This window comes from Micromonospora sp. CNZ286, from assembly GCF_014207755.1.
On the sequence record NZ_JACHIZ010000001.1, the window covers coordinates 6107690 to 6131837 of the forward strand.

The following is a 24148-nucleotide window of genomic DNA, read 5'->3' on the forward strand; positions in this document are numbered from 1 at the left end:
TGCTCCGCGTGACCGGGCGGCGCACCCTCCACGAATGACCTCACCGGACCTGCCGCGCCAGTTCACCATTCGCGAAGGCGAGCTGCGCATCCTCAACCCGTTCGACGACGTCAAGCTGGCCACGCTGGGCCGGGCGATCCGGCTGCGGCCCGGCGACGAGCTGCTCGACCTGTGCAGCGGAAAGGGCGAATTGCTCTGCACCTGGGCCCGTGACCACGGGATCACCGGCACCGGGGTCGACATCAGCACCGCCTTCACCGCCGCCGCCCGGCAGCGCGCCGCCGAACTCGGCATGGCCGGCCGGGTACGTTTCGTGCACGGCGACGCCGCGGCGTACACCCCGGAGCGGCCGGTCGACGTGGCCGCCTGCGTCGGCGCGACCTGGATCGGCGGCGGGGTGCCCGGGACGCTGGAACTGCTCGACCGGGCGCTGCGGCCGGGCGGCATGGCGATCGTCGGCGAGCCCTACTGGCGGCGTGACCCGCCCGACGACGAGGCAGTCACCGGCTCGCACGCCCGGTCCCGCGCCGAGTTCAAGGATCTGCCCGGCCTGGTCGAGTCGTTCGGAGAGTGCGGCTGGGACCTGGTCGAGATGGTCCTCGCCGACCAGGACAGCTGGGACCGGTACACCGCCTCGCACTGGCTGAACCTGCGCCGCTGGCTGGACGCCAATCCGGACGACGAACTGGCCCCGGAGCTGCGGCGGGAGCTGACCGAGGACCCGGTGCGGTACGTCCGTTTCCAGCGCGAGTATCTGGGGTGGGGCGTGTTCGCACTGCTGCGGCGCTGACCTGCTTAGCGAACGGCTACGCAGGGTAAAGACAGATCATGGGACAGTTGCGCACCTCGCCGCCGCCGCCGCAGGCCACAGAGCTGGAGCAGTGGGTGCTGGACAGTCCCGAGGATCTGCGCGGCCTGCGCGCCTCCCTACGCGACGCGCTGAACCGGCACGGCCTGGTGCAGGGTGCGGACCTCGACGAGGTGCCGCACCTGGTCGTGCTGGTCGCCACCGAGCTGGCCAGCAACGCGCTGCGGCACGGTCGCCCGCCCACCATCATCACGCTGCTCGCCACCGACGACCGGTTCCTGCTCGACGTGGCCGACCACGACGTCAGTTCGGTGCCGGAGCTGACCGACATCCACCCGATGGACTCGGGCGGGCGAGGGCTGTTCCTGGCCCAGTCGGTCTCGCTCGACGTCGGCTGGTACGGCACCGAGAAGACCAAGAACATCTGGGCCTCGTTCTCCCGGTGACGACCCGGCCGACCGGCCGCTCAGCGGTCCCCGGCCGGGATCGGGTCGTCGTACTGGCCGGACGGCCCGGCCAGCGGTTCGCCGCCCACCAGCGGCCACGGGTTCGGGGTGCAGCCGTGCAGGCCGAGCGTCTGCTGCACCATGACCGGCGCCGGGCCGCCGGCCCGGGGGCAGCGCTCGTGCCCGCGGCCCAGCCGGTGGCCGACCTCGTGGTTGAGCAGGTACTGCCGGTAGCGAGAGAGATCGGTCACGTGCGGCACCCCGTACACCCAGCGGGCCACGTTGATCACCACCTGGTCGCCGTTGCGGCAGGACGTGTAGCGGTCGCTCGGGTCGCCGCAGAGCCGCCCCCGGGTGACAGGCGTGGTGAGCAGCACTGTGAAGTCGGCCGGGTCGTCGCGGCCCACCCGTTGCAGCCGCCACCGGCCGTCGCCGGTCCAGCCGCGCCGGTCGGCGAGGGTGGCGGCGACGTCCCGGGCGAACCGCTCCACGTCCACGTTGCGGATGCCGTCCTCCACCGCGACCCGGTAGCGCAGCAGCTCACCGGAGCGGCCGGCGACCGCGCCGACCGTGTCGGCGGTGCGGAACGTGCCGTCACCCCGGGCCGGGTAGCCGATGCCGGGCGCCACCCGGCCGGCCGCCGGGACCGGCGTCGGCGTGGCGCGGGCGCCCGCTGGGGGCGCGCTCGGTGCCGCCGCCGGCACGGTCCCGCGCACCTCGATGCGGTCCAGCAGGTCCGGGTGCCGCGCGGCGTACCCGCCGGCGGCGAGCACGGCCCCGACCAGGACCACCGCCAGGAACCGCCCTGATCGCGATCTCCGCCGCCGGTGCAGCCCCCGCTCGTGCCCGCCCACGTCGATCTCCGTCCGTCGCGCCGCCCCGCTCCGGGCAGGAGTACGGACGCCGGGCCCGGACGGTTGAACGGGCGGGCCGGGTACCGTCGGTGCCGGGGTGGGCGACCTGCCGCCTGTCGGAGTCCAGGGAGAGCCACCCGTGTCACCAGCCGAGCGACTGCTCGACGCCGCCGTCGCGACCGCGCGCGGCACCGACGTACGCGAAGCCGAGCGAGCCCTCGACGGGCTCGTCGTGGCCGACGGCGCGGCGGTGGACGCGGCGCTGCTCGCCCGGCTCACGCGCGACGTGGGCCGGCTCTGGCCGCGGGGCTGGCAGCCCGCCGACCTGGACCGGCTCGCCACCCGGCGGCTCACGCCGCGCGGCGCCCGGCTGCTGCGCGACGTCATGGCCGCGCAGCGGCGCACCCTGCCCGCGCCGGTACCGGCCTGGTTCGACGACCAGCTCACCGACACGGGCGCCCGCTGGGACGACGACGCGGGCTGGCTGGACCGGCGCGCCGACGGGGACCGGATCACCGCGCTGCGGGACGCGGTCGACGCGGCCGTCCTGGTGGCGGGGCTTCCGCCGGTCGCGGCGCTCCGGCCGCCGCCCGGCTCGGCCGGTACCGCCCTGGCCGCCGCGACACCGAGCGGTTCCCGGATGCTCGACCGGGTACGCGCACTGCTGGCGAAGGCCGAGTCGACCGGCTACCCGGCCGAGGCGGAGGCGTTCACCGCGAAGGCGCAGGAGCTGATGGCCCGGCACAGCATCGACGCGGCGCTGCTCGACGCCGGGGCCGAGCGGTCCGGCGGCCCGGGCGGCGTGCGGATCGGCGTCGACGCCCCGTACGCGGCCGCGAAGGCACTGCTGATCCAGGAGGTGGCGGCGGCGAACCGGTGCGAGTCGGTCTGGTCCGACGACCTGGGCTTCGCCACAGTGCTCGGTTTCCCGGCCGACCTGGCGGCTGTCGAGCTGCTGCACACCTCGCTGCTCGTGCAGGCCACCGCCGCGATGCTGCGCGGCCGGGGCGAGCGCGGCAGGGCCGGCGGGCGGCGCACCAAGGGCTACGACGAGTCGTTCCTCAACGCGTTCGCGCTGCGCATCGGCGACCGGCTGCGGGAGGCGAGCGCGGCGGCGGCCGAGGAACTCGACGACGACCGGCTGCTGCCGGTGCTCGCGGCCCGCTCGGATGCCGTCCGGGAACGCGTCGACCAGCTCTTTCCGGGCACCACCCGGCACCGCCTCCAGGTGCGTGACGAGCAGGGCTGGGTCTCCGGCACCAGCGCCGCCGACCGGGCCTCGCTCGACCCGGGCCGCCCGGCACGCCGTCCGCTGCGCGGGGGCCGCTGACCTCTCCCGGGGGATGATGTCGGATCGGGCGGACCGGCTCCGACCCGTCTGCGAGGCGCCACCGCCGGTGGCCCGCACCCGAGGAGTGCACCGTGAAGTACATGCTGCTGATCTGGAACCGGCCCGGCTTCGTGGAGGAGCTGTCCGAGGCGGAACGCACAGCCGTCTTCGGTGAGGTCGACGAGATCATGAAGGAGCTGACCGAGTCCGGCGAGCTGGTCGGCGGCGAGGCGCTCGCTCACCCCTCGCAGACCCGTACGGCCCGTCCGGCCGCCGGTGGCGGCGTCGAGGTCACCGACGGGCCGTTCATGGAGAGCAAGGAGCAGTTCGCCGGCTACCTGACTGTCGACTGCGAGACCCCGGAGCGGGCCGCCGAGATCGCCGCGCGCTGGCCTGACGTACGGCACGGTTTCGGCGTACTGGAGGTGCGCGCGGTGATGGAACAGGCCGGGACGGAGATGTGACAGCAACTGTGGTCGAGGACCTGCTGCGTACGCTCGCGCCGCAGGTCCTCGGCGTGCTCGTCCGCCGCCACGGCCAGTTCTACGCCTGCGAGGACGCCGTGCAGGAGGCGCTGCTCGCCGCCGCCGTGCAGTGGCCGGAACAGGGCTTGCCGGACCGTCCCCGCTCCTGGCTGGTCACAGTCGCCACCCGGCGGCTCACCGACGAGTGGCGCAGCGAGCACGCCCGCCGGGAACGCGAGGTGGCGGTGGCGGTCCGGCAGCCCGCGTACGCGACTGTCGCCCCGCCCGCCGACGAGGATCCGCCCAGCGGGGACGACACGCTGCGGCTGCTGCTCCTCTGCTGCCATCCGGCGTTGCCGGTCAGCGGGCAGGTGGCGCTCACGCTGCGTGCCGTGGGCGGGTTGAGCACCGCCGAGATCGCCCGCGCGTACCTGGTGCCGGAGGCGACGATGAGCCAGCGGATCCGCAGGGCGAAGCAGCGGATCGAGGCGTCCGGCGCGCGTTTCACGCTGCCGTCCCCGGCGGACCGGGACGAACGGCTCGCTGCCGTGCTGCGGGTGCTCTACCTGGTCTTCAACGAGGGTTACACCGCGTCCAGCGGCGAGGCGCTGCACCGGGCCGAGCTGACCGGAGAGGCGATCCGGCTGACCCGGGAGCTGCGCCGGCTGCTCCCGGACGACGGCGAGGTGGCCGGGTTGCTGGCGCTGATGCTGCTCACCGACGCGCACCGGGCCGCCCGTACCGGGCCGGACGGTGAGCTGGTGCCGCTGGCGGAGCAGGACCGCAGCCGATGGGACCGGGACGCCGTCGCGGAGGGGGTGGCGCTGGTGACCGAGGCGCTCACCTGGTCGGCGCCGGGACCGTACCAGGTGCAGGCGGCCATCGCCGCGGTCCACGCGGAGGCGCCCGCCGCCGAGGACACCGACTGGCGGCAGATCGTCGCGCTCTACCGGGTGCTCGCGCGGGTCGCGCCGAACCCGATGGTCACGCTCAACCAGGCCGTCGCCGTGGCCATGGTGGACGGCCCGCGTGCCGGGCTGTCGCTGCTGGCCACGCTCGACGCCGACGACCGGACCGCGGGCCACCACCGGCTCGCCGCCGTCCGCGCGCATCTGCTCGACATGGCCGGTGACCGTACGGAGGCCCGGGCCGCGTACCTGGCAGCCGCACGGGCCACCACGAGCCTGCCGGAGCGGCGTTATCTGGAGGTACGCGCCGCGCGCCTGGCCGGCGACAGCGGAGACCGGCCGGGCTGACCGGCGCGGATCAGAACAACCGTCCCCGGTACGGATGCGGCCGGCCCCACCGCTCCTCCCACTGGAGCAGTTCCGCCTGCCATCGCGGCAGGTCGGGCCGGTATTCGCGGATCAGTTCGCGATTCTCCGGGCGGCCGGCCAGGAACCGCCAGTAGGACTCGACCGCCTCGCGGGTCTCGTCCAGCGAGTAGCGGCCCCGCTCGTCCGCGACCCACTCGTTGACGAACTCGACGCCGGTGGGGGCGAAACTGACCTCGTACTTGTCGCTGTCCCACCCCTCGTCGAGCGGACGGCCGTTCGCCACGTCGTCGATCATCTGCAGGGCGTCCAGGCAGGCCGAGTAGGAGACGGAGACGTCGGTGATCAGCCACGCGCCGAGAGCCCGATAGCGCTGATCGGTCACGTTGAACAGCGGGAGCCGGTACTCATCGACGGAGAAACTGATGAACGCCAACGGAAGTCCTCTGGATCATGGGATGACGACCGGCCATCCGTGGGTGAAGCCGCCCGAGCCATTGTAGAAACCCTCGATCACCAAGCCCTTGTGAGTGCCACGCCACATGCTGGTGCCGGGCACCGGCTTCGCATTCTGGAAGGCGCCGGTGATGGCGTTGTCGACCTGGGCCGGCGTCCAGTCGTCGGGGAAGAACGAGCTTTCCCCGCCGTTGCCCTTCTTCGGCTTCCAGGCCCCGTGCGGCGGGTTCAGCGTCGGATCGAAGAACTCCGGTTTGGCGGTGTAGGCCCCGGTCTTGGGATCCTTGACGACACTGCCGGGCTGAAGCCGGCGACCGGGGAAGTCCTCACCGCCGGGCCGGTAGTGGTAGCCCGACCCCTTGGGCATGCCCGGCTTCACGTGGCCGCCCATCACGTGCTCGGTGAAGTGCGGGTTCATCCGGTCGGGCCGGTTACGCGTCTTCGTCCGCTTGAGAAAGCGCAAGGCGGCGCGCATCAACCGGCCGCCTGCTCTACCCCCGCCCATGTCACCTCACCCGTCGACGAGTTTCCAGAGGGCTTCCTGGACGAGGTTGCCGACGATGGTCCGGGCCAGCGCATGGAAGATCGGTATCTCCAGCAGCGAGGCACCGAAGGTGACAGCCGCGGTGGCGATCGCCTGGGCGATCTGGATGGCCAGGACGACCAGTTGCACGATGACGGCGACCTTGAGGGCGAGCACGATCGCGCCGCAGATGATCAGGCCGGTCCCGGTCAGGACGGCGGCGGTGACACCGTCGCGCAGGCTGTCGGCCGGGCTGTCCTCCTTGTTCCACCAGCTCTGGAACGCGGTGATGTCCTGGCCGGTGTGCTGGGTCCAGACCGTCGCGGCGCCGGTGTTCGCCTCGGTGACCACGCCGGAGAGGGTGCCGGAGAACCCGATCCAGGCGTTGCCCATCTCGAAGAGTTTGGTCTCGTCCGCCTCGGGCCAGGTGTAGCCGAGGACGCCGAGCAGCGACCGCAGCTCGCCGGGTAGCTCCATGCCCATGCTCAGCCTCCCAGCTTCCGCCGCAGGCCGTCGAGGTTGCGGGTGATGGCCGCCTCGGTCTCGGCGTAGCGGACGGCCATCCTGCCGAGGTCGGCGCCGGCGGCGGCGATCTCGTCGAGCGCGCTGTCGAAGCACTCGAACGCGAACGCGGAGACCTCGTCGTGGGCGGCGCCGATCAGTGAGCCGATGTCGTCGGCCCCCCAGGGACGGCCGAAGCCGGCCAGCTCGGCCCGGAAGGCGGTCAACGCCGCACCGAACCGGGTGGCGACGCCGTCCAGCGCCGACCCGGAGGCACCCAGCCGCTCCGGATCGACCTCGACCGGCATCAGCGCCCGTCCTGGCGGGCGAGCCGGTCCTGGGCCTGCATCAGAGCGTCGGTGAACATGGTGAACTGGCGCCCCGCGTCGGCCTGGATGCGGCGCAGTTGCTCACCGAGCGAGCCCAGGTCGACCTCGCCGGGGGCGGTGGCGGCCTGCTCCCGCAGGTCGGCGAGCGCGGCGTTGACCGCAGCTTCGATCTCCTCGGCGAGGGCCTCGCTGGCCATCCGCATCACACGGGGGTCGAGCGTCAGCCCGGTGACCTGTCCGGGTGGGCCGGCGGTGACCCGGATCAGGCCGTCTGCGGCCTCACCGACGCCTTCCGGCGGTGCCACCTGCTCGCCCGCATCGGTCTGCCGCTGGAGCGCGGCCATGGTTTCGGACAGCACCCGGCCGAAGCCGGACGGGTCGGCGGGATCGGCCATCGAGGAGCTCCTCCGCATTCGAGGTCGCCTCGCATCCTATGCACCGGAGCCGATCCCGGTGGTCCCGCCGGATCGATGTGGACGGTGGCATCCGCCACTCGGGATCGTCACCGTCCGTACACAGCACTCCGGGTCGGCCCGCGGGCCGACCCGGTGGTGTGTGTGCGTCGCGTACTCAGCTCTTGAAGGCGTCCTTGATCTTCTCGCCGGCCTGCTTGAGCTTGGCGCCCGCCTGGTCGTTGCGGCCCTCGGCCTCGAGGCGCTCGTTGTCGGTCGCCCGGCCGACGCCCTCCTTGACCTTGCCCGCGGTGTCCTGGGAAGCGTTGTCGATCTTGTCGTCCAGACCCATGATGACCTCCACTGATGCGGTTGCCTGACGACAACTGGTTACCCCGTCGGCCGTCGGCTCAATCCCCTCACCCGATCGGGCGGAAGCTCCGCAGCCGCAGGCTGTTGCCCACCACGAACACCGACGAGAACGCCATGGCCGCCCCGGCGAGCATCGGGTTGAGCAGTCCGGCCGCCGCCAGCGGCAGCGCCGCGACGTTGTAGGCGAACGCCCAGAACAGGTTGCCCTTGATGATCGCCAGCGTCCGCCGGGAGAGCCGGATGGCGTCCGCGGCGGCCATCAGGTCGCCCCGGACCAGCGTCAGGTCGGCCGCCTCGATGGCCGCGTCCGTGCCGGTGCCCATGGCCAGCCCGAGATCGGCCCGGGCCAGCGCGGCGGCGTCGTTCACCCCGTCGCCGACCATGGCGACCACGCGGCCCTCCCGCTGGAGCCGCTCGACCACGTCGACCTTGTCGGCGGGCAGCACCTCCGCGATCACCTCGTCGATGCCGACCTCGGCCGCCACCGCCTTCGCCACAGTGGTGTTGTCGCCGGTGAGCAGCACCGGCTTCAGGCCCAGCTCACGCAGCCGCGCGACAGCAGCCCGGCTGGTCGGCTTCACCGCGTCGGCCACCGCGAGCACGCCCCGGGCCCGCCCGTCCCAGCCGGCCAGGATCGCCGTCCGCCCGGCGGCCTCCGCGCCGGTCGCGGCCCGCTCGACCTCCTCGGGTACGTCGAGACCCCGCTCCCGCAGCAGCCGGGCCCGGCCGACCACCACGGTCCGGCCGTCGACGGTGCCGGTCACGCCCAGCCCTTCGGCGTTGGCGAACTCGCCGACCGGAGGCAGCGGTCCGGCCTCGGCCGCGGCCTCGGCGACGGCCCGCGCGATCGGGTGCTCGGAGGCGGCCTCCAGCGCGCCGGCCACCCGGAGCAGTTCGTCGGCGTCCTCGCCGTCGGCGGGCAGCACCTCGGCCAGCGCCATCCGGCCGGTGGTGACGGTGCCGGTCTTGTCCAGCACCACTGTGTCGACCCGGCGGGTGGACTCCAGCACCTCCGGCCCCTTGATCAGCACGCCGAGCTGCGCGCCGCGCCCGGTGCCGACGAGCAGCGCGGTCGGGGTGGCCAGGCCGAGCGCGCACGGGCAGGCGATGATCAGGACGGCCACCGCGGCGGTGAACGCGGCGGTCGGCCCGGAGCCGGTGCCGAGCCACCAGCCGAGCGTGCCGGCGGCCAGCGCGATCACGATCGGCACGAAGACGCCGGAGATCCGGTCGGCGAGCCGCTGCACCGCCGCCTTGCCGGTCTGTGCCTGCTCCACGAGTCGCGCCATCTGGGCGAGCTGGGTGTCCCCGCCGACCCGGGTGGCACGGACCACCAGCCGGCCGCCCGCGTTCACCGTGGCACCGACCACGGCGTCGCCCTGGCCCACCTCGACCGGCACCGACTCGCCGGTGAGCATGCTGGCGTCGACTGCGGACGTACCCTCCTCGACCACACCGTCCGTGGCGATCTTCTCGCCGGGCCGGACCACGAACCGGTCCCCGACCGCGAGCCGGCCGACCGGGATCCGGGTCTCCTGCCCGTCGCGCAGCACCGCCACGTCCTTGGCGCCGAGTTCGAGCAGGGCGCGCAGCGCCGACCCGGCGGTGCGCTTGGAGCGCGCCTCGAAGTACCGCCCGGCCAGGATGAACACGGTCACCCCGGCGGCGGCCTCCAGGTAGATGTTGCCGGCACCGTCGCCGCGGGTGATGTCGAGGCTGAACGGGTGCTTCATCCCGGGCATGCCGGCGTCGCCGAGGAACAGCGCCCAGAGCGACCAGCCGAACGCGGCCAGCGTGCCGAGCGAGACGAGCGTGTCCATGGTCGCCGCGCCGTGCCGCAGGTTGATCAGCGCGGCGCGGTGGAACGGCAGCCCGCCCCAGACCACCACCGGGGCGGCCAGGGTGAGCGAGGCCCACTGCCAGTAGTCGAACTGCCAGGCCGGAACCATGGCGAGCACGATCACCGGCAGGGTGAGCACGGCGGAGACCCAGAGCCGGGTACGCGCGGTGCGCAGTTCGTCCACCGGCTCCCCGGCCGCTGCCGCCTCCGCCTGCTCGGGCGGCGGCGGCACCACAGCGGTGTAGCCGGTCTTCTCGACGGTGGCGATCAGGTCGGCCGGCGCGATGTCGTCGGCGTACCGGACGGTGGCCTTCTCGGTGGCGTAGTTCACAGTCGCCTCGACGCCGTCCATCCGGTTGAGCTTCTTCTCGATCCGGGCGGCGCAGGACGCGCAGGTCATCCCGCCGATCGCCAGTTCGATCAGGTTCGGCGCGGTGGGCAGCGCCTTTCCCGTGGCAGTCATCGCGGCACCTCCGGCGCTCAACTGTGCCCGTGACCCGGGGTGCCGTGTCCGGCGTCCGGGGTCGGTGCGGTGGTGGGGGCCGGCGCGGTGGGCACCGGCGCGGTCCGGTCGCCGGCCAGGACGGTGAACTCGGCGGTGTGCACCGCGTCGCCGTGCCGGAAGTCCAGGTAGAGACGGTACGCCCCGGCCGAGGGCACCTCGGCGGCGAACGTGATCGCCGGACCGGCAGGTGTCCGCCCGTCGCCGGGCGTGCCCTCCGGGTGCACGTGCAGGTACGCCAGGTCGCCCTGCCGCAGCGCCACCAGGTGCCCGTACGCACCGAGGTAGGGCGCGAGGTCGGTGACCGGCCGCCCGTCACGGCTGACGGAGAGCGTGAGCCGGCTGGTGCGGCCCGGCTCCGGCGTGCCGGTCAGGGTGACCGTGTAGCCGTCGACGGTGGTGCTGGTCGCCGGCGCCGGCAGCGGCCGGGCGGTCAGCTCGCCGGGGACCGTGACGTCCAGGCCGAGCGTCAGCGGCTCGCCGCCTTCGGGGGTGAAGTCGGCGAACGCCCGCCAGACGCCGGGGCCGCCGAGCGGTGAGGGCACCCGCCAGGTGCCGTCGCCGGCCATCTCCGGGTGGACGTGCCGGAACCCGGAGAGGTCCCGGCGGGCGACGATCAGGTGCATGCGCTTGTCGTGGGCCACCTCGAAGCGGGTGACCGGCGCGCCGTCCGGGCCGGTGATCCGGAAGGCGAACTGCCCGGCCGGGGCGCCGGCGGGCTGGAACGTGTAGCCGCGCTCGGAGACGAGCAGCCCGCCGGGCAGGTGCGCGGAGGCGCCGCCCGCCTGGCTCTCGTCACCGTGGCCGGTGTCGCCGGCCCCGTGGTCGCTGTCGGTGTCGTCGTGTCGGGTCTCGGCGGCCGGGGCGACGGGATCGGCCAGGTTGCCGATCCCGTACGCCGCGCCGAACACCGCCACGAGGCCGAGCGCGAAGCCGCTGAGCTTCGTCGCCGTGTTCATGGTGTCTCCTCGGTTGTCGCGGGTCCGCCGGACCCGTCACGCACCGACGAGGTCGTAACCGGCCTCGTCGACCGCCGCGCGGACCGCGTCCACGTCCAGCGGGTTCTGACTGGTGACGGTGACCCGGCCGCCGGCCAGGTCGACCTGGACGTCGGTGACGCCCGGAAGTGCGCTCAGCTCGGTGCTCACCGAGTTGACGCAGTGCCCGCAGGTCATGCCGTTCACCTGGTAGGTGGTCTCCATCTCGCCCTCCGATCTGATACCCCCCAGGGGTACGTCCCGAACGTTAGCATACCCCCGAGGGGTACGCTATCCTCGGTTTCATGACCGCGCCGTCCAGCCCGACCCGGGGCTACACCGCCAGCAAGGACCAACTCCTCGCCCGGCTCCGCCGGATCGAGGGCCAGGTCCGTGGCATCGAGAAGATGGTCGAGGACGACCGTTACTGCATCGACGTGCTGACCCAGATCTCGGCCATCCAGGCGGCGCTGGACAAGGTCGGCCTGGGCCTGCTCGACGGCCACGCCCGGCACTGCATGCACGAGGGCGCCGCCGAGGGCCGGGCCGACGAGATGGCGACCGAGATGATGGCCGCCGTCGGGCGCCTGATGAAGCGCGGCTGAGCGGGGACCTCCGGCCCTCGGGACCAGGGCACATCGACCCGTGCCGACGCGCCCGGGCGGACGTACCGTCGAAGTGGCGGGCAGGCCGGACCGGCGGACCCGCGGCGACGGACGGAGGGCGGCCCGATGATGTGGCAGAGCCCGATGATGGGCTGGATGTGGATCTGGTCTCTGCTGGTGCTCGGGGTGCTGGCGGGGCTCGTCTGGGCGGCCGTGCGGTGGACCGACCCGCAGTACCTGGGCCCGACGACGGCCCGGCGCATCCTGGACGAGCGGTACGCCCGCGGCGAGATCGACGAGGACGAGTACCGGCGGCGCCGGGCGGGCCTGGCCTGACCCGAGCGGGGCGCGCGTCACCGGTCGCGCCGCCCGGGAGCGGCCGGCCGGGCTGCCTACCATGGCCGGGCGACGACCCGGACGTGGTCGACACGTCCGCGCCGGCCGGTGACCAGACCGGTCCGGCGGACCAGGCGTCGCCGCGACCGTTGGGAGAGACGCCATGGGTGCCGACCACACCCGCCCCGCACCCGCCGCGCCGCCGGGCGTACGACGGCTGCTCGTCGCCGTGGTGGTGCCGCTGTTCGCGCTCACAGTGATCGCGGCGCTGGTGCTCTGGCCCGGGCAGGACCGGGAGCCGGTCGGCGGCGCTGACGTCCCCCGCTACCACGGCACCGTGACCCGGGTGGTCACCGAGCCCTGCCCACCGACCCCGGAGGCCCCGGAGGGCGGGGGTGGCCCCTGCGGCACGGTGACGGTCACCGCCGAGCAGGGCCCGGACGCGGGCCGGCAGGTCGAGACGCCGATCCCGGCCGGGCCGGGCGCACCCCGGGTCGCGGTCGGCGACGAGGTCGTCCTGGTCGAGCTGACCGACCCGGCCGACCCGGCGGTGAAGTCCTACAACATCGCCGAGCACCAGCGCGGCACGCCGCTGATCTGGCTGATGGTGCTGTTCGCCGCCGCGATCGTGGCGTTCGGCCGGTGGCGCGGGCTCGCCGCGCTCGGCGGCCTGGTGGCCAGCTTCGCCATCCTCCTCGGCTTCGTGCTGCCGGGCATCGGCGCCGGCCAGCCGCCGCTGCTGGTCGCGATCGTGGGCGCCGCGTTGATCATGTTCGTGGTGCTCTACCTGACCCACGGGATCACCGCGCAGACGTCGGTCGCGGTGCTCGGCACGCTCGGCAGCCTGGTGGTCACCGGCGTGCTCGGCCTGCTCGCCACGTCCGCCACCCACCTGACCGGCTTCGGCAGCGAGGACGCCACCACGCTGTCCATGTTCCAGGGCGACGTGGACCTGCACGGGCTGCTGCTGGCCGGCATCATCATCGGCTCGCTGGGCGTGCTGGACGACGTCACAGTCACCCAGGCGGCCACCGTCACCGAACTGGCGCACGCCAACCCCGGACTGTCCCGGCGGCAGCTCTACCGGGCGGCGACCCGGGTCGGCCGGGCCCACATCGCATCCACCGTCAACACCATCGTGCTGGCGTACGCGGGCGCCTCGCTGCCGCTGCTGCTCCTCCTGGTTGCCGACTCCCGCCCGGTGAGTGAGATCCTCACCAGCGAGTTCCTCGCCCAGGAGATCGTCCGCAGCGCGGTGGCGACGCTCGGCCTGATCGCCGCCGTACCGCTGACGACCGGACTGGCCGCGATCGTGACCACCGCCGGGCGGCGCTCGCGCGGCGCGGAGCCGGCGCCACCCGCGGCCCGGCCGCCGGCCGGACGCGACGACGCGCTGGAGGCCCTGGGCGGCGGGAAGAGTACGGAGGCCGCATGGTGACACTCCGCAGCGTGACCATCGATTTCAAACGCGACGCTGGTCACGGTGCGCCACGGCGAAATCTCGCTAATGGTCGGCTTCCGGACGTAGATCCTCAGGAGTGCTGTCAGGTAACCTCGCTGCCGGTCACCGCCGAAGGCGCGCACCGGCGCCAGCGGTGCCGCCGCCCAATCGCCTGCGGGCGAACCGGGGAACCAGGTACATGGGGTGAATCCGCGACAGCGGTAGGGGCCACTTCCGTCCCGAACCCGTCAGCTAACCCGGTCGGCGGCCGACGGAAGGGAACACTGTGACGGCACCCCTGCGCCGCTGGCTGACACCCGTGGTGGCCGTGCTGGCCTCGCTGGCCGTGCTGGCCGGGCCGACCCCGGCGACCGCGGCCCCCACCGCGGCGGCCCCCGGCAACCCCTCGGGACACGAGGAGGACGGCGAACCGCCGCTCATCACCGAGGCGATCGACGCCGCCAACCGGGCCTTCCTCCAGGCCAAGGCGAAGCTCGCCAAGTCCCAGGACCGCCAGCGGCGGCTGGCGGCCGAGGTGAAGACGGCACAGGCCGAGCTCGAAGCGCTCAGCCCGCAGGTCAACCAGCTCGCTGCCCAGTCCTACCGGACCGGCCGGATGGGCGCGATGGCGATGCTGCTGGAGAGCAACTCACCCGACTCGTTCGTCCGCCGGGTCAACGCCCTGGACGAGCTGAACCTCCTCAACGCGCAGCGCCTGGCAGCCATCAACGCGGTCAAGACCCGCGCCGAGCAGGCCAAGATCGCGCTCGACGCCGAGGTGCGCGAGCAGGAGAAGCAGAAGAACGCGATGGAGCGCGAGAAGGTGCAGGCCGAGCGCGCGCTGAAGCTCGTCGGCGGTCTCGGCTTCACCGGCGGCCTGGTCTCCGCCACCTCACCGGTCGCCAAGATCGGCCCCGGCCGCACCGCCGACGGCGGGTGGAAGGCGGAGTCGTGCAGCGAGGACGACCCGACCACCTCGGGCTGCGTCACGCCGCGCACGCTGCACGCGTACAAGGAGGTCCGGCGCGCGGGCTTCAAGCGCTTCGTGGGCTGCTACCGGCCCGGCGGGCCGTGGGAGCACCCCAAGGGCAAGGCGTGCGACTGGTCGCTCCAGAACAGCGGCTTCGCGCCCTGGCACAACAACGACACCCGCCGGTACGGCAACGAGGTGGCCGCCTTCCTCATCCGCAACGCCGACCGGCTGGGCATCTACTACGTCATCTGGAACCGGCAGATCTGGTTCCCGGCCACCGGCTGGAGTTCGTACAGCGGACCCTCGAACCACACCGACCACGTCCACATGTCGATGCTCTGACCCGGACACCACGAAAAGGGGCCGCCCTCGGGCGGCCCCTTTTCTCGTCCGTACGGGTCAGCTCGCCAGCGCCGGGTCGGCGGGCGCGGCCGGGGCGGGCAGCGGGGCCGGGGCCTGCGCCACGGTCCGCACCTCGCCACCGGCGAGCCGGTACGACATGCCCACCACCGTGCACCGCCCGGCGGCCACCCGCTCGGCCAGCACGGCGGACCGGGCCAGCAGCGTCTCCACGGTCTGCGCGATGTGGACGTCGATGATGCCGTCGAGGTCCTCGACCCCCTGGCGGGCGGCGCGCAGCAGGCTCGGCGAGACCGCGTCCACCACAGCGCCCAGGTGCCCGGCCGGGGCGGCGCCGGTCCGGACCCCCTCCCGGGCGGCCTGGACCGCGCCGCAGGAGTCGTGCCCGAGCACCACCACGAGCGGGGTGCCGAGCACGGTGACGGCGTACTCGACGCTGCCGAGCACCTCCGGCCCGGCGGTGTGCCCGGCGGTACGTACCACGAAGAGGTCACCGAGACCGCGGTCGAAGATGATCTCGGCGGCGAGCCGCGAGTCGGAGCAGCCGACGATCACCGCGAACGGGTGCTGGCCGTCGGCCACAGCCGCCCGGTGCCCGGCGTCCTGATTCGGATGCTGCGGGGCGCCCGTGACGAACCGGTGATTACCGGCACGCAGTTCGGTCAGTGCCTGCTCCGGGGTGCTCGGCGTCATGTCCCTCACCTCGTCTACCTGGGGAACCACCAGGCCGAACGGCCTCGCGACCCACGGTCACACGCACCTGGGGGCACGTCAAGATTCGTGATACGCATTTCATACTTTCCCGTCGGCGCCCCGCCCCGGACCGCGCCGATTCGGCAGGTGGCGGACGTGGCCATAGCATGACCACCATGGCGACCACACCAGTTGAGGACGGGAGCCGCCGTAACTGGACCTTCCTCACCAACCACGGCCACGTGCTGCTGGCGATCGCGCGCAACCCCACCGCCCGGCTGCGGGACGTGGCCGACGAGGTGGGCGTGACCGAGCGGGCGGCCCAGGCCATCGTCGCCGACCTGGAGGCCGGGGGCTACCTGCGTCGTACGCGGGTGGGACGGCGCAACGAGTACACGATCAACCCGAAGGGCCGCTTCCGGCACCCGGCCGAGGCCGACCAGCAGGTCGGCGCGCTACTGGCCCTGTTCGCCGCCGAGTCGGCCGGGGACGCTGCCGCCGACAGGTGACCCGGGCCGGCACCACGTGTGCCCGCGCGGGCGGGCGAGGCGGGTAATCTCACCGCGTGCGCGACAGCTTGCGGCCGGGCGCGACCACGGGACGCGTCCGGGCCGGACACCGGATCAGGTCCGTCCTCTCCGGAGCGGCGGTGACCGCCCTGCTCGGCGGCGCGCTGGCGGTGCCCGCGCCCGCGCAGGCCGCCCCGAAGTGCGGCCCGGCCGGCGGCCCCGCGCCCACCGAGGTGCCGTGGGCGCTGAGCCGCCTCGACCCGGCCGCCGCGTGGCGGATCGGCAAGGGCGCGGGGGTCACCGTCGCGGTGATCGACTCCGGGGTCTCGCCCGCCCATCCCCTGCTGCGCGGGCGGGTGCTGCCGGGTGAGGACTTCAACCAGCTCGTCCGCCTCAAGGGGCAGTGCGACCTGGTCGGCCACGGCACCATGGTCGCGGGCATCATCGCCGGCCGGGAGGGCACCGGCTCGCCCTACACCGGCATTGCCCCGGAGGCGAAGATCCTGCCGCTGCGGGTGCTGGCCGAGAACAAGGAGAACTTCGACCCGGACGTGCCGGCCGAGATCGGCAAGGCGATCCGCTGGGCTGTCGACCACGACGCCGACGTGATCAACCTGTCCCTGGTCACGCTCGACGACCCGGCGCTGAAGTCCGCGGTGCAGTACGCGCTCGGCAAGGACGTGGTAGTCGTCGCCTCCGCCGGCAACCGGCAGGAGAACCGGGAGGACCGGCCGGCCTATCCGGCGGCGTACGACGGTGTCGTCGCCGTCGCCGGGATCGACGAGCAGGGCGGGCACGTCGGCAGCTCGGTCAGCGGGGACTATGTGGACATCGCCGGCCCCGGCCTGAACATCGTCGGGCCCGCTCCGCAGGGATCGGGCTACCGGGCCGAGCCGCAGGGCGGGACGAGCTTCGCCACCGCGTACGTCTCCGGGGTGGCCGCGCTGGTGCGGGCCGCACACCCGGACATCAGTGCCGACGAGGTCGCCTACCGGCTGACCCGTACCGCCGACAACCCGCCCGACGGGCACAACGCCGAGGTCGGCTTCGGGATGGTCAACCCGTACCGGGCGGTCACCAGCCTGCTGGGCACCCGGGAGGACCCGCCGCTGGGCGCGATGCCGCCACCGGCGCCGCCGGCCGACCCGCTGGCCTGGCAGCGCACCGTCGCGATCTGGGTCGCTGTCGTCGGCGCGCTGCTGGCCGGCGTCCTGCTGACGTTGCGCCCCATCCTGGTACGCGGACGGCGGCGCGGGTGGCGTCCCGGCCGCCGCGACGTCCCGCAGGACGCCTGACAACACACGACGGCTCCGCCCGGCACGAGCCGGAGCGGAGCCGCTGTGGACCGGTCGGGGGTCAGTTGCCCCAGACCTTGGAGTTGCTCATCTCCGTGGTCATGTAGTTCTCGCGCGCGATGCCCACGGCACCGCCGATCTCGTTCAGGACCTTGTTGATGTCCCGCACGGCGGCATCCCACTGGGCCTGGTGCTGCTGGTAGGCGGCCCGGTCCTGGCCCTCCCACTCGAGCTTGGTCAGCATCGCCCGCAGCGTGTCGAGCTTCTCGTCGATGGTCCGCGAGATGGCCTGCATCTGCTGGTTGCTGCTCTCCAGAACAGCGTAATCAACCTTGATGCTCATCGATTCCTCCTCTGCCTGTCTTCGCGGATCACGGGTTGAGAGCAGCGTGGAACTTGTCCAGCATCTGCTGCTGCTCTTCGTCGTTGACCTGGTGCGTGGTGCCGGACTTGTCGAGCAGGTCCGCGATGTTGTCCATCGCGGTCAGCAGCTTCGTAGTGTCCTCGTTCCAGCGAGTCATCAGGCTCTGGAAGCCCGTGGACGCCTGGCCCTTCCAGGCCATCGCCAGGTCGTCGACCACGTTCCACAGCTTCTTGAGCTCGCCGTCGACGTCGCTGCGCGTGGACCGCACGTCACTCGCGGCGGTGTGCAGAGTCGCTGCACTGACCTCGAACGCCATGCTTCACACCCTTCCGTCATCTTGTGGCGGCGGTTCCGCCGCGCCCTCCCCCGCGGCAAGGCGTACACACCCCACCGACGGACACTTCATCCGAACCGTAGCGGACGATGTCCAACCCGCGCAGCCCTGCTGTCCCATGGTCGTATTCCGACATCCCACTGTCGACAGACGCGATACGCGGCCCTCAGTACGAGGTGGACGGTCGAGGCCGAGGTCACGACCGCTCGCGCGAGGATTTGACGATCGTCGACACGCCGAAGACCAGCACCGCGACCAGCAGCACCACCACGGCCCACAGCATCGGCTTCTCGAAAGCGCGCTGGAACGACAGCACCAGCAGTGCCGCGCAGGTGCTCAGTGACACCACCTCGGCGGCCCGCCGCAGCCGCGCCGAGCGGGTCAGCGCGGCGAACAGCATCAGGACCACGAAGACCGGGATGGTCAGCAGGACGTACAGCAACAACGAGAAGAGCAGGGTTTCCATGCGTCGCTCCCGTCACCCGTAGAACTTGGCGTCCCGCACCCAGTCGATCTTGATGTCCTTGATGTCCGGGTCCGAGCCGGTCGGCGCCCAGCCGGGGCGGGAGTCCGCAGTGAAGGTGAACCGGTTGTCGGTGTGGAAGGCGGCCAGCAGCGCGTGCAGCAGCGCGCTGATCTCACCGAAGACCAGGACCAGGACGGCGGCGGTGGCGGTCAGACCGACGATGCCGATGGCCTGCGCCAGCGCGGTGGTGGCGGGGAAGAACTGGAGCGCGATCGAGGCGATCACCGCGACCAGGATCGGCATGAGCGCCTGGGCCAGGCCGGAGATCGCGTCGTTGTACGCGTCCCGGGCCGCGGTGAGCGTGTCCCGGTTGGCGGCGAACGCCTCGGCCAACGAGTTGATCTCCGCCCCGAGCTTGCGGAGGAACAGGTCGAACGCGTCCCGGTCGTCGAAGTCCCACTCCGCCGCGTCCGGCGGAACCGCCGCCATGGCCGCGCCGAACTGGTCCGCGCCGAGCAGGCGGGCCGCCTCGTCCCACTTCTTGATCGACTCGTTGACCTGCTGGTTGTCGAACGACTCCAGGTAGAGGATCGCGCCGATCAACGCCGCCGAGGCGACGATCCAGACCAGGTTGCCCTTGGCGACGGCCGCCGCCGACCGGACCGGAGCCGTGGTCTCGGCGACCGTCACGGTGCCGGTCACCGTCCCCGAGGCGTTGGCGATGAGGATCTCCGGCGGCATCAGGCGTCCTTCCCGTGGCGGGCCCGGCCGGTCACTTGACCACCCAGGGCTGATCCGACCTCTCCCAGTTCTTCGCGCTCTGTTCGAGCTGCGCGGCGGCCTTGCGCAGATGCTCCACGCCGGTGCGGACGTTGTCCAGGTGCCCGTCCACAGCCGCGTTGTGCCGCTCGACCGCGCCGGTGCCGAACCAGCTCAGCGCGCCGCTGGGCAGCTTCACCTCGCCCAGCAACGTCTCGACGTTGCGGAGGTATTGGATCGGGCCGTCCGGGGCGTCGAGCATCCGGCCCGCCTTCCGGATCGCGTCGACGTCGACAGTGTTCGGCATCGTCGGCCTTCCTCTCGCTCAGCGCCGCAGGTTGCGGGTCGGGTCGGACACGTCCACCCCGAACTGACGGAACCAGTCCTCCGGGGTCAGCGTGCCGTCCTGCGCACGGCGGACCATCTCGGAGTCGCCGAGCATCTCGCTCAGCATCTCGCGCTGCCGCTCCTCGAAGGCCGCGTAGGCCGCGTCGATCGCCGCCTGCATCGCCTCGGACAGGGAGAAGCTGTCCAGCCGCATCGCCCGCGCGTTCAGCTCGATGCCGCCGACCTTCATGCCGCCGTCGACAGTCACCCGCACCAGCCCGTCCGGGCTCTCCCCGCTCACCCGCAGCTCGGCGCGCTGCCGCTGGAGATCGGCCAGCCGGCGCTGCTGTTCCTGCGCCTGCCGCAGCAGGCCCTCCATGGCCGCACCGAAACCCGACGGGCTGCTCACGTGCGCGCCCCTCTCCACTCGCGACGATCGATCGGGCCGACGCTACCGGACCGGGGCGCCCGGCGTCCGTCCCGTCAGGCCGGCTCCGTCCACGCGGTCTGGATCAGCTGCTGGCCGTCGCGGCGACGGACGAGCGTGCCCCGGCCCGGCGGCTGCGGCGTCGGCCGCAGGTTGCCGAAGACCGCACCCTCCTCCCGGCTGCCGGACATCAGCAGGCCGGGCGAGTCCAGCTCGCGCAGCCGTTGCAGCACCGGCTCGTACAGCGCACGGGCCACACCGCCGACCCGGCGCGTGATGATCAGGTGCAGGCCGATGTCCCGCGCCTGCGGCAGCAGCTCGTGCAGCGCGCTCAGCGGGTTGCTGCCACCGGAGGCGACCAGGTCGTAGTCGTCCACCAGGATGTACAGGTCCGGACCCTTCCACCAGCTCCGGTCACGCAGCTGGGCGGTGGTCACGTCCGGGCCGGGCAGCCGGTTCTGCAACGCGCTGCGGATCGAGCCGAGGCCCTGGCTGAACACCTGGTTCGACGGCGCGTAGTCGAGCAGGTGGTCACCCTCGACCGCGCCCAGCAGACCACGCCGGTAGTCGGCGATGACCAGCCGCGCCTGGGCCGGGGTGTACCGCTCGGCGATCCCCCGGGCGATCAGCCGCAGCAGGTTCGTCTTGCCGCACTCGGCGTCGCCGAACACGGTCAGGTGCGGCTCGCCCGCCAGGTCCAGGTAGACCGGGGCGAGCGCCGACTCGTTGACGCCGATCGGGATGCCCGGGGCGGACCGGTCGACCACCTTCGCCAGCTCGGTGACCGCCAGCTTGCGCGGCAGCAGCCGGACCTTCGGCGCCGGCTGTCCCGGCCAGTTCGCCGCGACGTGACCGGCGAGCGCCACCGACGCCTCGGTCAGGTCCTCGATGCCGCGCTTGCCGTCGATCCGGGAGATCGCGGTCAGGAAGTGCAGCTTGTCCCGGGTCAGACCGCGACCGGGCGCGCCCACCGGCACGTTCTGCGCGGCCCGCCTGTCGATCTCCGACTCCGACGGGTCACCGAGCCGCAGCTCCAGCTTGGTGCCGAGCAGGTCCCGCATGTTGATCCGGATCTCCGCCCAGCGCACCGCCGTGATCACCACGTGGACGCCGAAGCCGAGGCCCCGGTTCGCCAGGTTGGTGATCGTCTGCTCCAGCTCCTCGTACTCCTGGCGCAGCGTGTTCCAGCCGTCCACGACGAGGAAGACGTCACCGAACGGGTCGTCGGCGAACTCACCGGCCGCCCGGCGGCGCCGGTAGCTCGCCACCGAGTCGATGCCGTGCTGGGTGAACCGGTTCTCCCGCTCGTCGATCACGGCGACCACCTCGGCCACCGTCCGCCGGACCGCCTCGACGTCCCGCCGGCCCGCCACACCCGAGGTGTGCGGCAGCCCGTCCAGGCTGCGCAACGCGCCACCGCCGAAGTCGAGGCAGAAGAACTGCACCTCGCGCGGCGTGTGGGTGAGCGCCAGCGAGGCCAGCATCGAGCGCAGCATGGTGCTCTTGCCGCTCAGCGACGCCCCGACGATCACCACGTTGCCGCCGGCCCCGGCCAGGTCGACCATCATCGGGTCGCGGCGCTGCTCGTACGGGCGGTCCACGATGCCGACCGGCACGGCGAGCCGGCCGCGGCCCGGCCAGTCGGCGGTGGTCAGGCCGTACGTCGGGTGCACGCTCAGCTTGGGCAGCAGCTCGGCCAGCCCGGACGGCTCGGCCAGGGGCGGCAGCCACACCTGGTGCGCCGGCTTGCCGCGGCCCTTGAGCTGGTCGATCAGCACGTCCAGCATCGCCACGGCCTTGCCGTCGCCGCTCTGCTCCGGCTCCGGGGCGGCCTCCGCCGGGCTCGGCGCCGCCGGCACCGGCACGTAGTCGATGCCGTACGGGACGATCCGGCGTTGCACCTGCGCCCGGGTGGAGCGCTGCACCTGCCCCGGCGCCCGGTACGGGCCGGACACGTACGCGGCGCGGAACCGCAGCATGGTCGCGGTGTCGGTCTTCAGGTAGCCGTGACCGGGCGCGCTGGGCAGCTCGTACGCGTCCGGCACGCCGAGCACGATCCGGCTCTCCACAGCCGAGAACGTGCGCAGACCGATCCGGTACGACAGGTGCGTGTCCAGGCCGCGCAGCTTGCCCTCCTCCAGCCGCTGCGAGGCGAGCAGCAGGTGCACGCCGAGCGACCGGCCGAGGCGGCCGATCATCACGAACAGGTCGATGAAGTCCGGCTTGGCGGCGAGCAGCTCGGAGAACTCGTCACAGATGATCAGCAGGCTGGGCATCGGCTCCAGCGGCTCACCGGCGGCCCGCGCCTTCTCGTAGTCGTACCGCGAGACGTAGTTGCCCGCCGCCCGCAGCACCTCCTGCCGGCGGTTCATCTCACCGGCCAGCGCGTCCCGCATGCGGTCCACCAGCGGCAGCTCGTCGGAGAGGTTGGTGATCACCGCGCTGGTGTGCGGCAACGCGTCCAGCGACGCGAAGGTGGCGCCGCCCTTGAAGTCGACGAGGACGAAGTTCAGTTCCTCCGACGAGTGCGTCACCGCGAGCGCCGCGACCACCGTCCGCAGCAGCTCGCTCTTGCCGGAACCGGTCGCGCCGATGACCAGGCCGTGCGGGCCCATGCCCTCGTGCGCGGACTCCTTGAAGTCCAGCTCCACCACGTTGCCGTCCGGTCCCAGGCCGAGCGGGATGCGCAGCCGGTCGCGGTGGCTGCGCGGACGCCAGGTCTGCCGGGTGTCCACCGTGGCCGCGTCGCCGACGCCGAGCAGGTCGGGCAGCTCCATGCTGCGGGCCAGCGGCTCCTCGGTGCTCGCGCCCTGCTGCTGGGAGAGCCGGAACGGGGCGATCTGCCGGGCCAGCCCCTCGGCCGCGCTCAGGGAGAGCCGGTCCGGGCGGCCGAGCCGCGACGTGGCGGTGCCGCGGACCAGGTCGAGGCCGGTGCCGTCCCCGGCGTCCAGGCAGAGCAGCCAGCGCCCGGCGTCACGCGGGACCGCGCCGGACAGGTCGAACACGGTCGTGCCGAGCAGGCCCGGCCCGGTCAGCGCGCAGGTCGCCGAGACCTCGCCGCCGTCGAGCACCACCACCACGTGCGGCGCGGTGGTCAGCGGCTTCGCCTCGGGCGAGAACCGGGGCCGCCCGCCCAGGTCCTGGGCCAGCGCGGTCTCCGCCTCGTCCAGCGCGGCGAACACCATCCGGCGCGCGCCGGCCGCGTCCGTACGCCCCGGGTGCTGGGCGTGCGGCAGCCACTTCACCCAGTCCCAGGCCGCCTGCCGGTCCGGCGCGGCGACCACGACCACCAGGAGGTCCTCCGGGGCGTGGAACGTGACGAGCTGGCCCAGCGCGGCCCGGGTCAGGTCGAGCACCGGCTCCCGGTCGCCGCGCAGCGCGATCCGGCTGAACGCGCGCAGCGACAGCGCGGTCGGCAGGTCCGGCACGCTGGAGTGGGCCCGGACGAACCGGCGCAGCGCGATCGCGCTCATCGGTTCCAGGTCCTCCACCGGCTTGGTCTCCGGCGGCACGATCTCCACCGCCAGCCGCTGCGGGCCGAGCGCGATCCGTACCTCGCCGAAGTCGTCCTCGGTGATCCGCCGCTCCCAGAGCCGGCGCGAGGCGGCGATCGACCAGAGCGCGTCCGGCTCCGGGTGCCGCCAGGTCATCGCGGCGCGCTGCTGCTCGGCCGCCCTCCGGGTGCGCTTGCGCATCTGCGCGAGGTAGCGCATGTAGTCGCGCCGCTGGGCGTTCAGCTCGGCCTTGTCGTTGCCGCCGTTGCCGAGCGTGCCGATCGCCATGCCCAACATGGACACACCGAACAGGCCACCGGCGACGTACGTCATCATGCCGCCGCCCCGGCCGGCGTAGAGGAACGCCATCGCGCCGACGCCGCAGAGCATCGGCAGGATCATCAGCACCTGACCCATGCCCTTGGCCTGCGGCTCCGGCAGCTCGGGCGGGGACTCCAGCAGCACCTCGCCGCGCGGCAGCGCGGGCCCCGGTTGACGCGGAAGTCGGCGGAACACCACCGTACTCACGGCTCTCCCCTCCCCAGAAGCGGCCCTGATCGTGGTCTGCCACCGCCGGTGAGCGTCGGGTGGGCAACCTGTGCGACCGCCATCGTAGGTAATCTCCCGGTGGCGTCGTGGACCCGTGGGGGCGGCGCCGACGGCCCAGCGGATCGTATGCGAGCACGAGGAGGCCACT

Annotated in this window: 29 protein-coding genes and 1 riboswitch; of the genes, 11 read left to right on the forward strand and 18 right to left on the reverse strand. The window is 73.0% G+C overall.

Annotated features, from left to right (window positions below):
* Nucleotides 1-34: 34 nt before the first annotated feature.
* Together FHX31_RS27210 and FHX31_RS27215 are read left to right on the forward strand one after the other, a co-directional pair.
* The gene (locus FHX31_RS27210; RefSeq protein WP_184977427.1) at nt 35-790 is read left to right on the forward strand and encodes an SAM-dependent methyltransferase; all 756 of its coding nucleotides are present in this window, start codon (nt 35-37) and stop codon (nt 788-790) included.
* 38 nt (nt 791-828) lie between these two features.
* Nucleotides 829-1254, forward strand: a complete 426-nt coding sequence (locus tag FHX31_RS27215) for an ATP-binding protein (protein WP_184977428.1) — start codon at nt 829-831, stop codon at nt 1252-1254.
* Between the two features lie 20 nt (nt 1255-1274).
* Here FHX31_RS27215 and FHX31_RS27220 read toward each other — a convergent pair whose 3' ends face one another.
* On the reverse strand, nt 1275-2108 hold the full coding sequence (locus FHX31_RS27220; RefSeq protein ID WP_184977429.1) for a DUF3152 domain-containing protein: 834 nt from the start codon (nt 2106-2108) through the stop codon (nt 1275-1277).
* 139 nt (nt 2109-2247) lie between these two features.
* Here FHX31_RS27220 and FHX31_RS27225 point away from each other — a divergent pair, with 139 nt between their 5' ends.
* From FHX31_RS27225 to FHX31_RS27235, 3 genes are all read left to right on the forward strand, one after another.
* A complete protein-coding gene (locus FHX31_RS27225; RefSeq protein WP_184977430.1) occupies nt 2248-3438 on the forward strand; it encodes a DUF2786 domain-containing protein in 1191 nt (396 codons plus the stop codon).
* Between the two features lie 101 nt (nt 3439-3539).
* Complete coding sequence (locus FHX31_RS27230; RefSeq protein ID WP_221489463.1) at nt 3540-3902, forward strand: YciI family protein; 363 nt, start codon at nt 3540-3542, stop codon at nt 3900-3902.
* A complete protein-coding gene (locus FHX31_RS27235; protein ID WP_013283790.1) occupies nt 3899-5158 on the forward strand; it encodes an RNA polymerase sigma factor in 1260 nt (419 codons plus the stop codon). Before FHX31_RS27230 ends, FHX31_RS27235 begins: the two co-directional genes overlap by 4 nt.
* Nucleotides 5159-5168: 10 nt before the next feature.
* Here the strand turns inward: FHX31_RS27235 and FHX31_RS27240 are convergent, their stop codons facing one another.
* From FHX31_RS27240 to FHX31_RS27280, 9 genes are all read right to left on the reverse strand, one after another.
* Nucleotides 5169-5612, reverse strand: coding sequence for a hypothetical protein (locus FHX31_RS27240; protein ID WP_013283789.1), 444 nt, complete (start codon nt 5610-5612; stop codon nt 5169-5171).
* A gap of 15 nt (nt 5613-5627) precedes the next feature.
* On the reverse strand, nt 5628-6107 hold the full coding sequence (locus FHX31_RS27245; RefSeq protein WP_013283788.1) for an EndoU domain-containing protein: 480 nt from the start codon (nt 6105-6107) through the stop codon (nt 5628-5630).
* Between the two features lie 36 nt (nt 6108-6143).
* On the reverse strand, nt 6144-6638 hold the full coding sequence (locus FHX31_RS27250) for a WXG100-like domain-containing protein (protein WP_013283787.1): 495 nt from the start codon (nt 6636-6638) through the stop codon (nt 6144-6146).
* A 2-nt stretch (nt 6639-6640) separates the two neighbouring features.
* On the reverse strand, nt 6641-6964 hold the full coding sequence (locus FHX31_RS27255; protein ID WP_013473788.1) for a hypothetical protein: 324 nt from the start codon (nt 6962-6964) through the stop codon (nt 6641-6643).
* A complete protein-coding gene (locus tag FHX31_RS27260; protein WP_013473787.1) occupies nt 6964-7380 on the reverse strand; it encodes a YbaB/EbfC family nucleoid-associated protein in 417 nt (138 codons plus the stop codon). Before FHX31_RS27260 ends, FHX31_RS27255 begins: the two co-directional genes overlap by 1 nt.
* 175 nt (nt 7381-7555) lie before the next feature.
* Nucleotides 7556-7729 carry a CsbD family protein gene (locus FHX31_RS27265; protein ID WP_013283784.1) on the reverse strand — a complete coding sequence of 58 codons (174 nt, stop codon included), beginning with the start codon at nt 7727-7729 and terminating at the stop codon, nt 7556-7558.
* 67 nt (nt 7730-7796) lie between these two features.
* Nucleotides 7797-10052 carry a heavy metal translocating P-type ATPase gene (locus FHX31_RS27270; RefSeq protein WP_013283783.1) on the reverse strand — a complete coding sequence of 752 codons (2256 nt, stop codon included), beginning with the start codon at nt 10050-10052 and terminating at the stop codon, nt 7797-7799.
* A gap of 17 nt (nt 10053-10069) precedes the next feature.
* A complete protein-coding gene (locus FHX31_RS27275) occupies nt 10070-11050 on the reverse strand; it encodes a hypothetical protein (protein WP_184977431.1) in 981 nt (326 codons plus the stop codon).
* 36 nt (nt 11051-11086) lie between these two features.
* The gene (locus FHX31_RS27280; RefSeq protein ID WP_013473785.1) at nt 11087-11293 is read right to left on the reverse strand and encodes a heavy-metal-associated domain-containing protein; all 207 of its coding nucleotides are present in this window, start codon (nt 11291-11293) and stop codon (nt 11087-11089) included.
* Between the two features lie 80 nt (nt 11294-11373).
* On the opposite strand from FHX31_RS27280, the gene FHX31_RS27285 reads away from it, so the two are divergent.
* From FHX31_RS27285 to FHX31_RS27300, 4 genes are all read left to right on the forward strand, one after another.
* A complete protein-coding gene (locus tag FHX31_RS27285) occupies nt 11374-11673 on the forward strand; it encodes a metal-sensitive transcriptional regulator (RefSeq protein WP_013283780.1) in 300 nt (99 codons plus the stop codon).
* A 126-nt stretch (nt 11674-11799) separates the two neighbouring features.
* Nucleotides 11800-12009, forward strand: coding sequence for an SHOCT domain-containing protein (locus FHX31_RS27290; protein ID WP_184977432.1), 210 nt, complete (start codon nt 11800-11802; stop codon nt 12007-12009).
* Between the two features lie 163 nt (nt 12010-12172).
* Entirely contained in the window at nt 12173-13447 is a 1275-nt protein-coding gene (locus FHX31_RS27295) for a YibE/F family protein (RefSeq protein WP_013283778.1), read from the forward strand.
* A 154-nt stretch (nt 13448-13601) separates the two neighbouring features.
* A riboswitch (cyclic di-AMP (ydaO/yuaA leader) is annotated at nt 13602-13732 on the forward strand.
* A gap of 4 nt (nt 13733-13736) precedes the next feature.
* Complete coding sequence (locus tag FHX31_RS27300; protein WP_013283777.1) at nt 13737-14765, forward strand: coiled-coil domain-containing protein; 1029 nt, start codon at nt 13737-13739, stop codon at nt 14763-14765.
* A gap of 57 nt (nt 14766-14822) precedes the next feature.
* Here the strand turns inward: FHX31_RS27300 and FHX31_RS27305 are convergent, their stop codons facing one another.
* On the reverse strand, nt 14823-15476 hold the full coding sequence (locus tag FHX31_RS27305) for a carbonic anhydrase (RefSeq protein ID WP_184977433.1): 654 nt from the start codon (nt 15474-15476) through the stop codon (nt 14823-14825).
* Nucleotides 15477-15643: 167 nt separating this feature from the next.
* Between FHX31_RS27305 and FHX31_RS27310 the strand changes: the two genes are divergently transcribed.
* Both FHX31_RS27310 and mycP read left to right on the forward strand, forming a co-directional pair.
* The gene (locus FHX31_RS27310; protein ID WP_013473783.1) at nt 15644-15985 is read left to right on the forward strand and encodes a helix-turn-helix transcriptional regulator; all 342 of its coding nucleotides are present in this window, start codon (nt 15644-15646) and stop codon (nt 15983-15985) included.
* A 56-nt stretch (nt 15986-16041) separates the two neighbouring features.
* A complete protein-coding gene (gene mycP / locus FHX31_RS27315) occupies nt 16042-17280 on the forward strand; it encodes a type VII secretion-associated serine protease mycosin (protein ID WP_225319582.1) in 1239 nt (412 codons plus the stop codon).
* 61 nt (nt 17281-17341) lie between these two features.
* Here mycP and FHX31_RS27320 read toward each other — a convergent pair whose 3' ends face one another.
* The 7 genes from FHX31_RS27320 to eccCa form a co-directional block, all read right to left on the reverse strand.
* The gene (locus FHX31_RS27320) at nt 17342-17623 is read right to left on the reverse strand and encodes a WXG100 family type VII secretion target (RefSeq protein WP_013283773.1); all 282 of its coding nucleotides are present in this window, start codon (nt 17621-17623) and stop codon (nt 17342-17344) included.
* A 28-nt stretch (nt 17624-17651) separates the two neighbouring features.
* Nucleotides 17652-17960 carry a WXG100 family type VII secretion target gene (locus FHX31_RS27325; RefSeq protein WP_013283772.1) on the reverse strand — a complete coding sequence of 103 codons (309 nt, stop codon included), beginning with the start codon at nt 17958-17960 and terminating at the stop codon, nt 17652-17654.
* A gap of 214 nt (nt 17961-18174) precedes the next feature.
* Nucleotides 18175-18444 (reverse strand): hypothetical protein, encoded by a 270-nt coding sequence (locus tag FHX31_RS27330; protein WP_013283771.1) that lies wholly within the window; start codon nt 18442-18444, stop codon nt 18175-18177.
* A 12-nt stretch (nt 18445-18456) separates the two neighbouring features.
* Nucleotides 18457-19185 carry a hypothetical protein gene (locus FHX31_RS27335; protein ID WP_013283770.1) on the reverse strand — a complete coding sequence of 243 codons (729 nt, stop codon included), beginning with the start codon at nt 19183-19185 and terminating at the stop codon, nt 18457-18459.
* Nucleotides 19186-19216: 31 nt separating this feature from the next.
* Nucleotides 19217-19510, reverse strand: coding sequence for a hypothetical protein (locus FHX31_RS27340; protein ID WP_013283769.1), 294 nt, complete (start codon nt 19508-19510; stop codon nt 19217-19219).
* Nucleotides 19511-19528: 18 nt separating this feature from the next.
* Nucleotides 19529-19939 (reverse strand): YbaB/EbfC family nucleoid-associated protein, encoded by a 411-nt coding sequence (locus FHX31_RS27345; protein ID WP_184977434.1) that lies wholly within the window; start codon nt 19937-19939, stop codon nt 19529-19531.
* Nucleotides 19940-20013: 74 nt separating this feature from the next.
* Entirely contained in the window at nt 20014-23979 is a 3966-nt protein-coding gene (gene eccCa / locus FHX31_RS27350; RefSeq protein ID WP_184977435.1) for a type VII secretion protein EccCa, read from the reverse strand.
* Between the last annotated feature and the right edge of the window lie 169 nt (nt 23980-24148).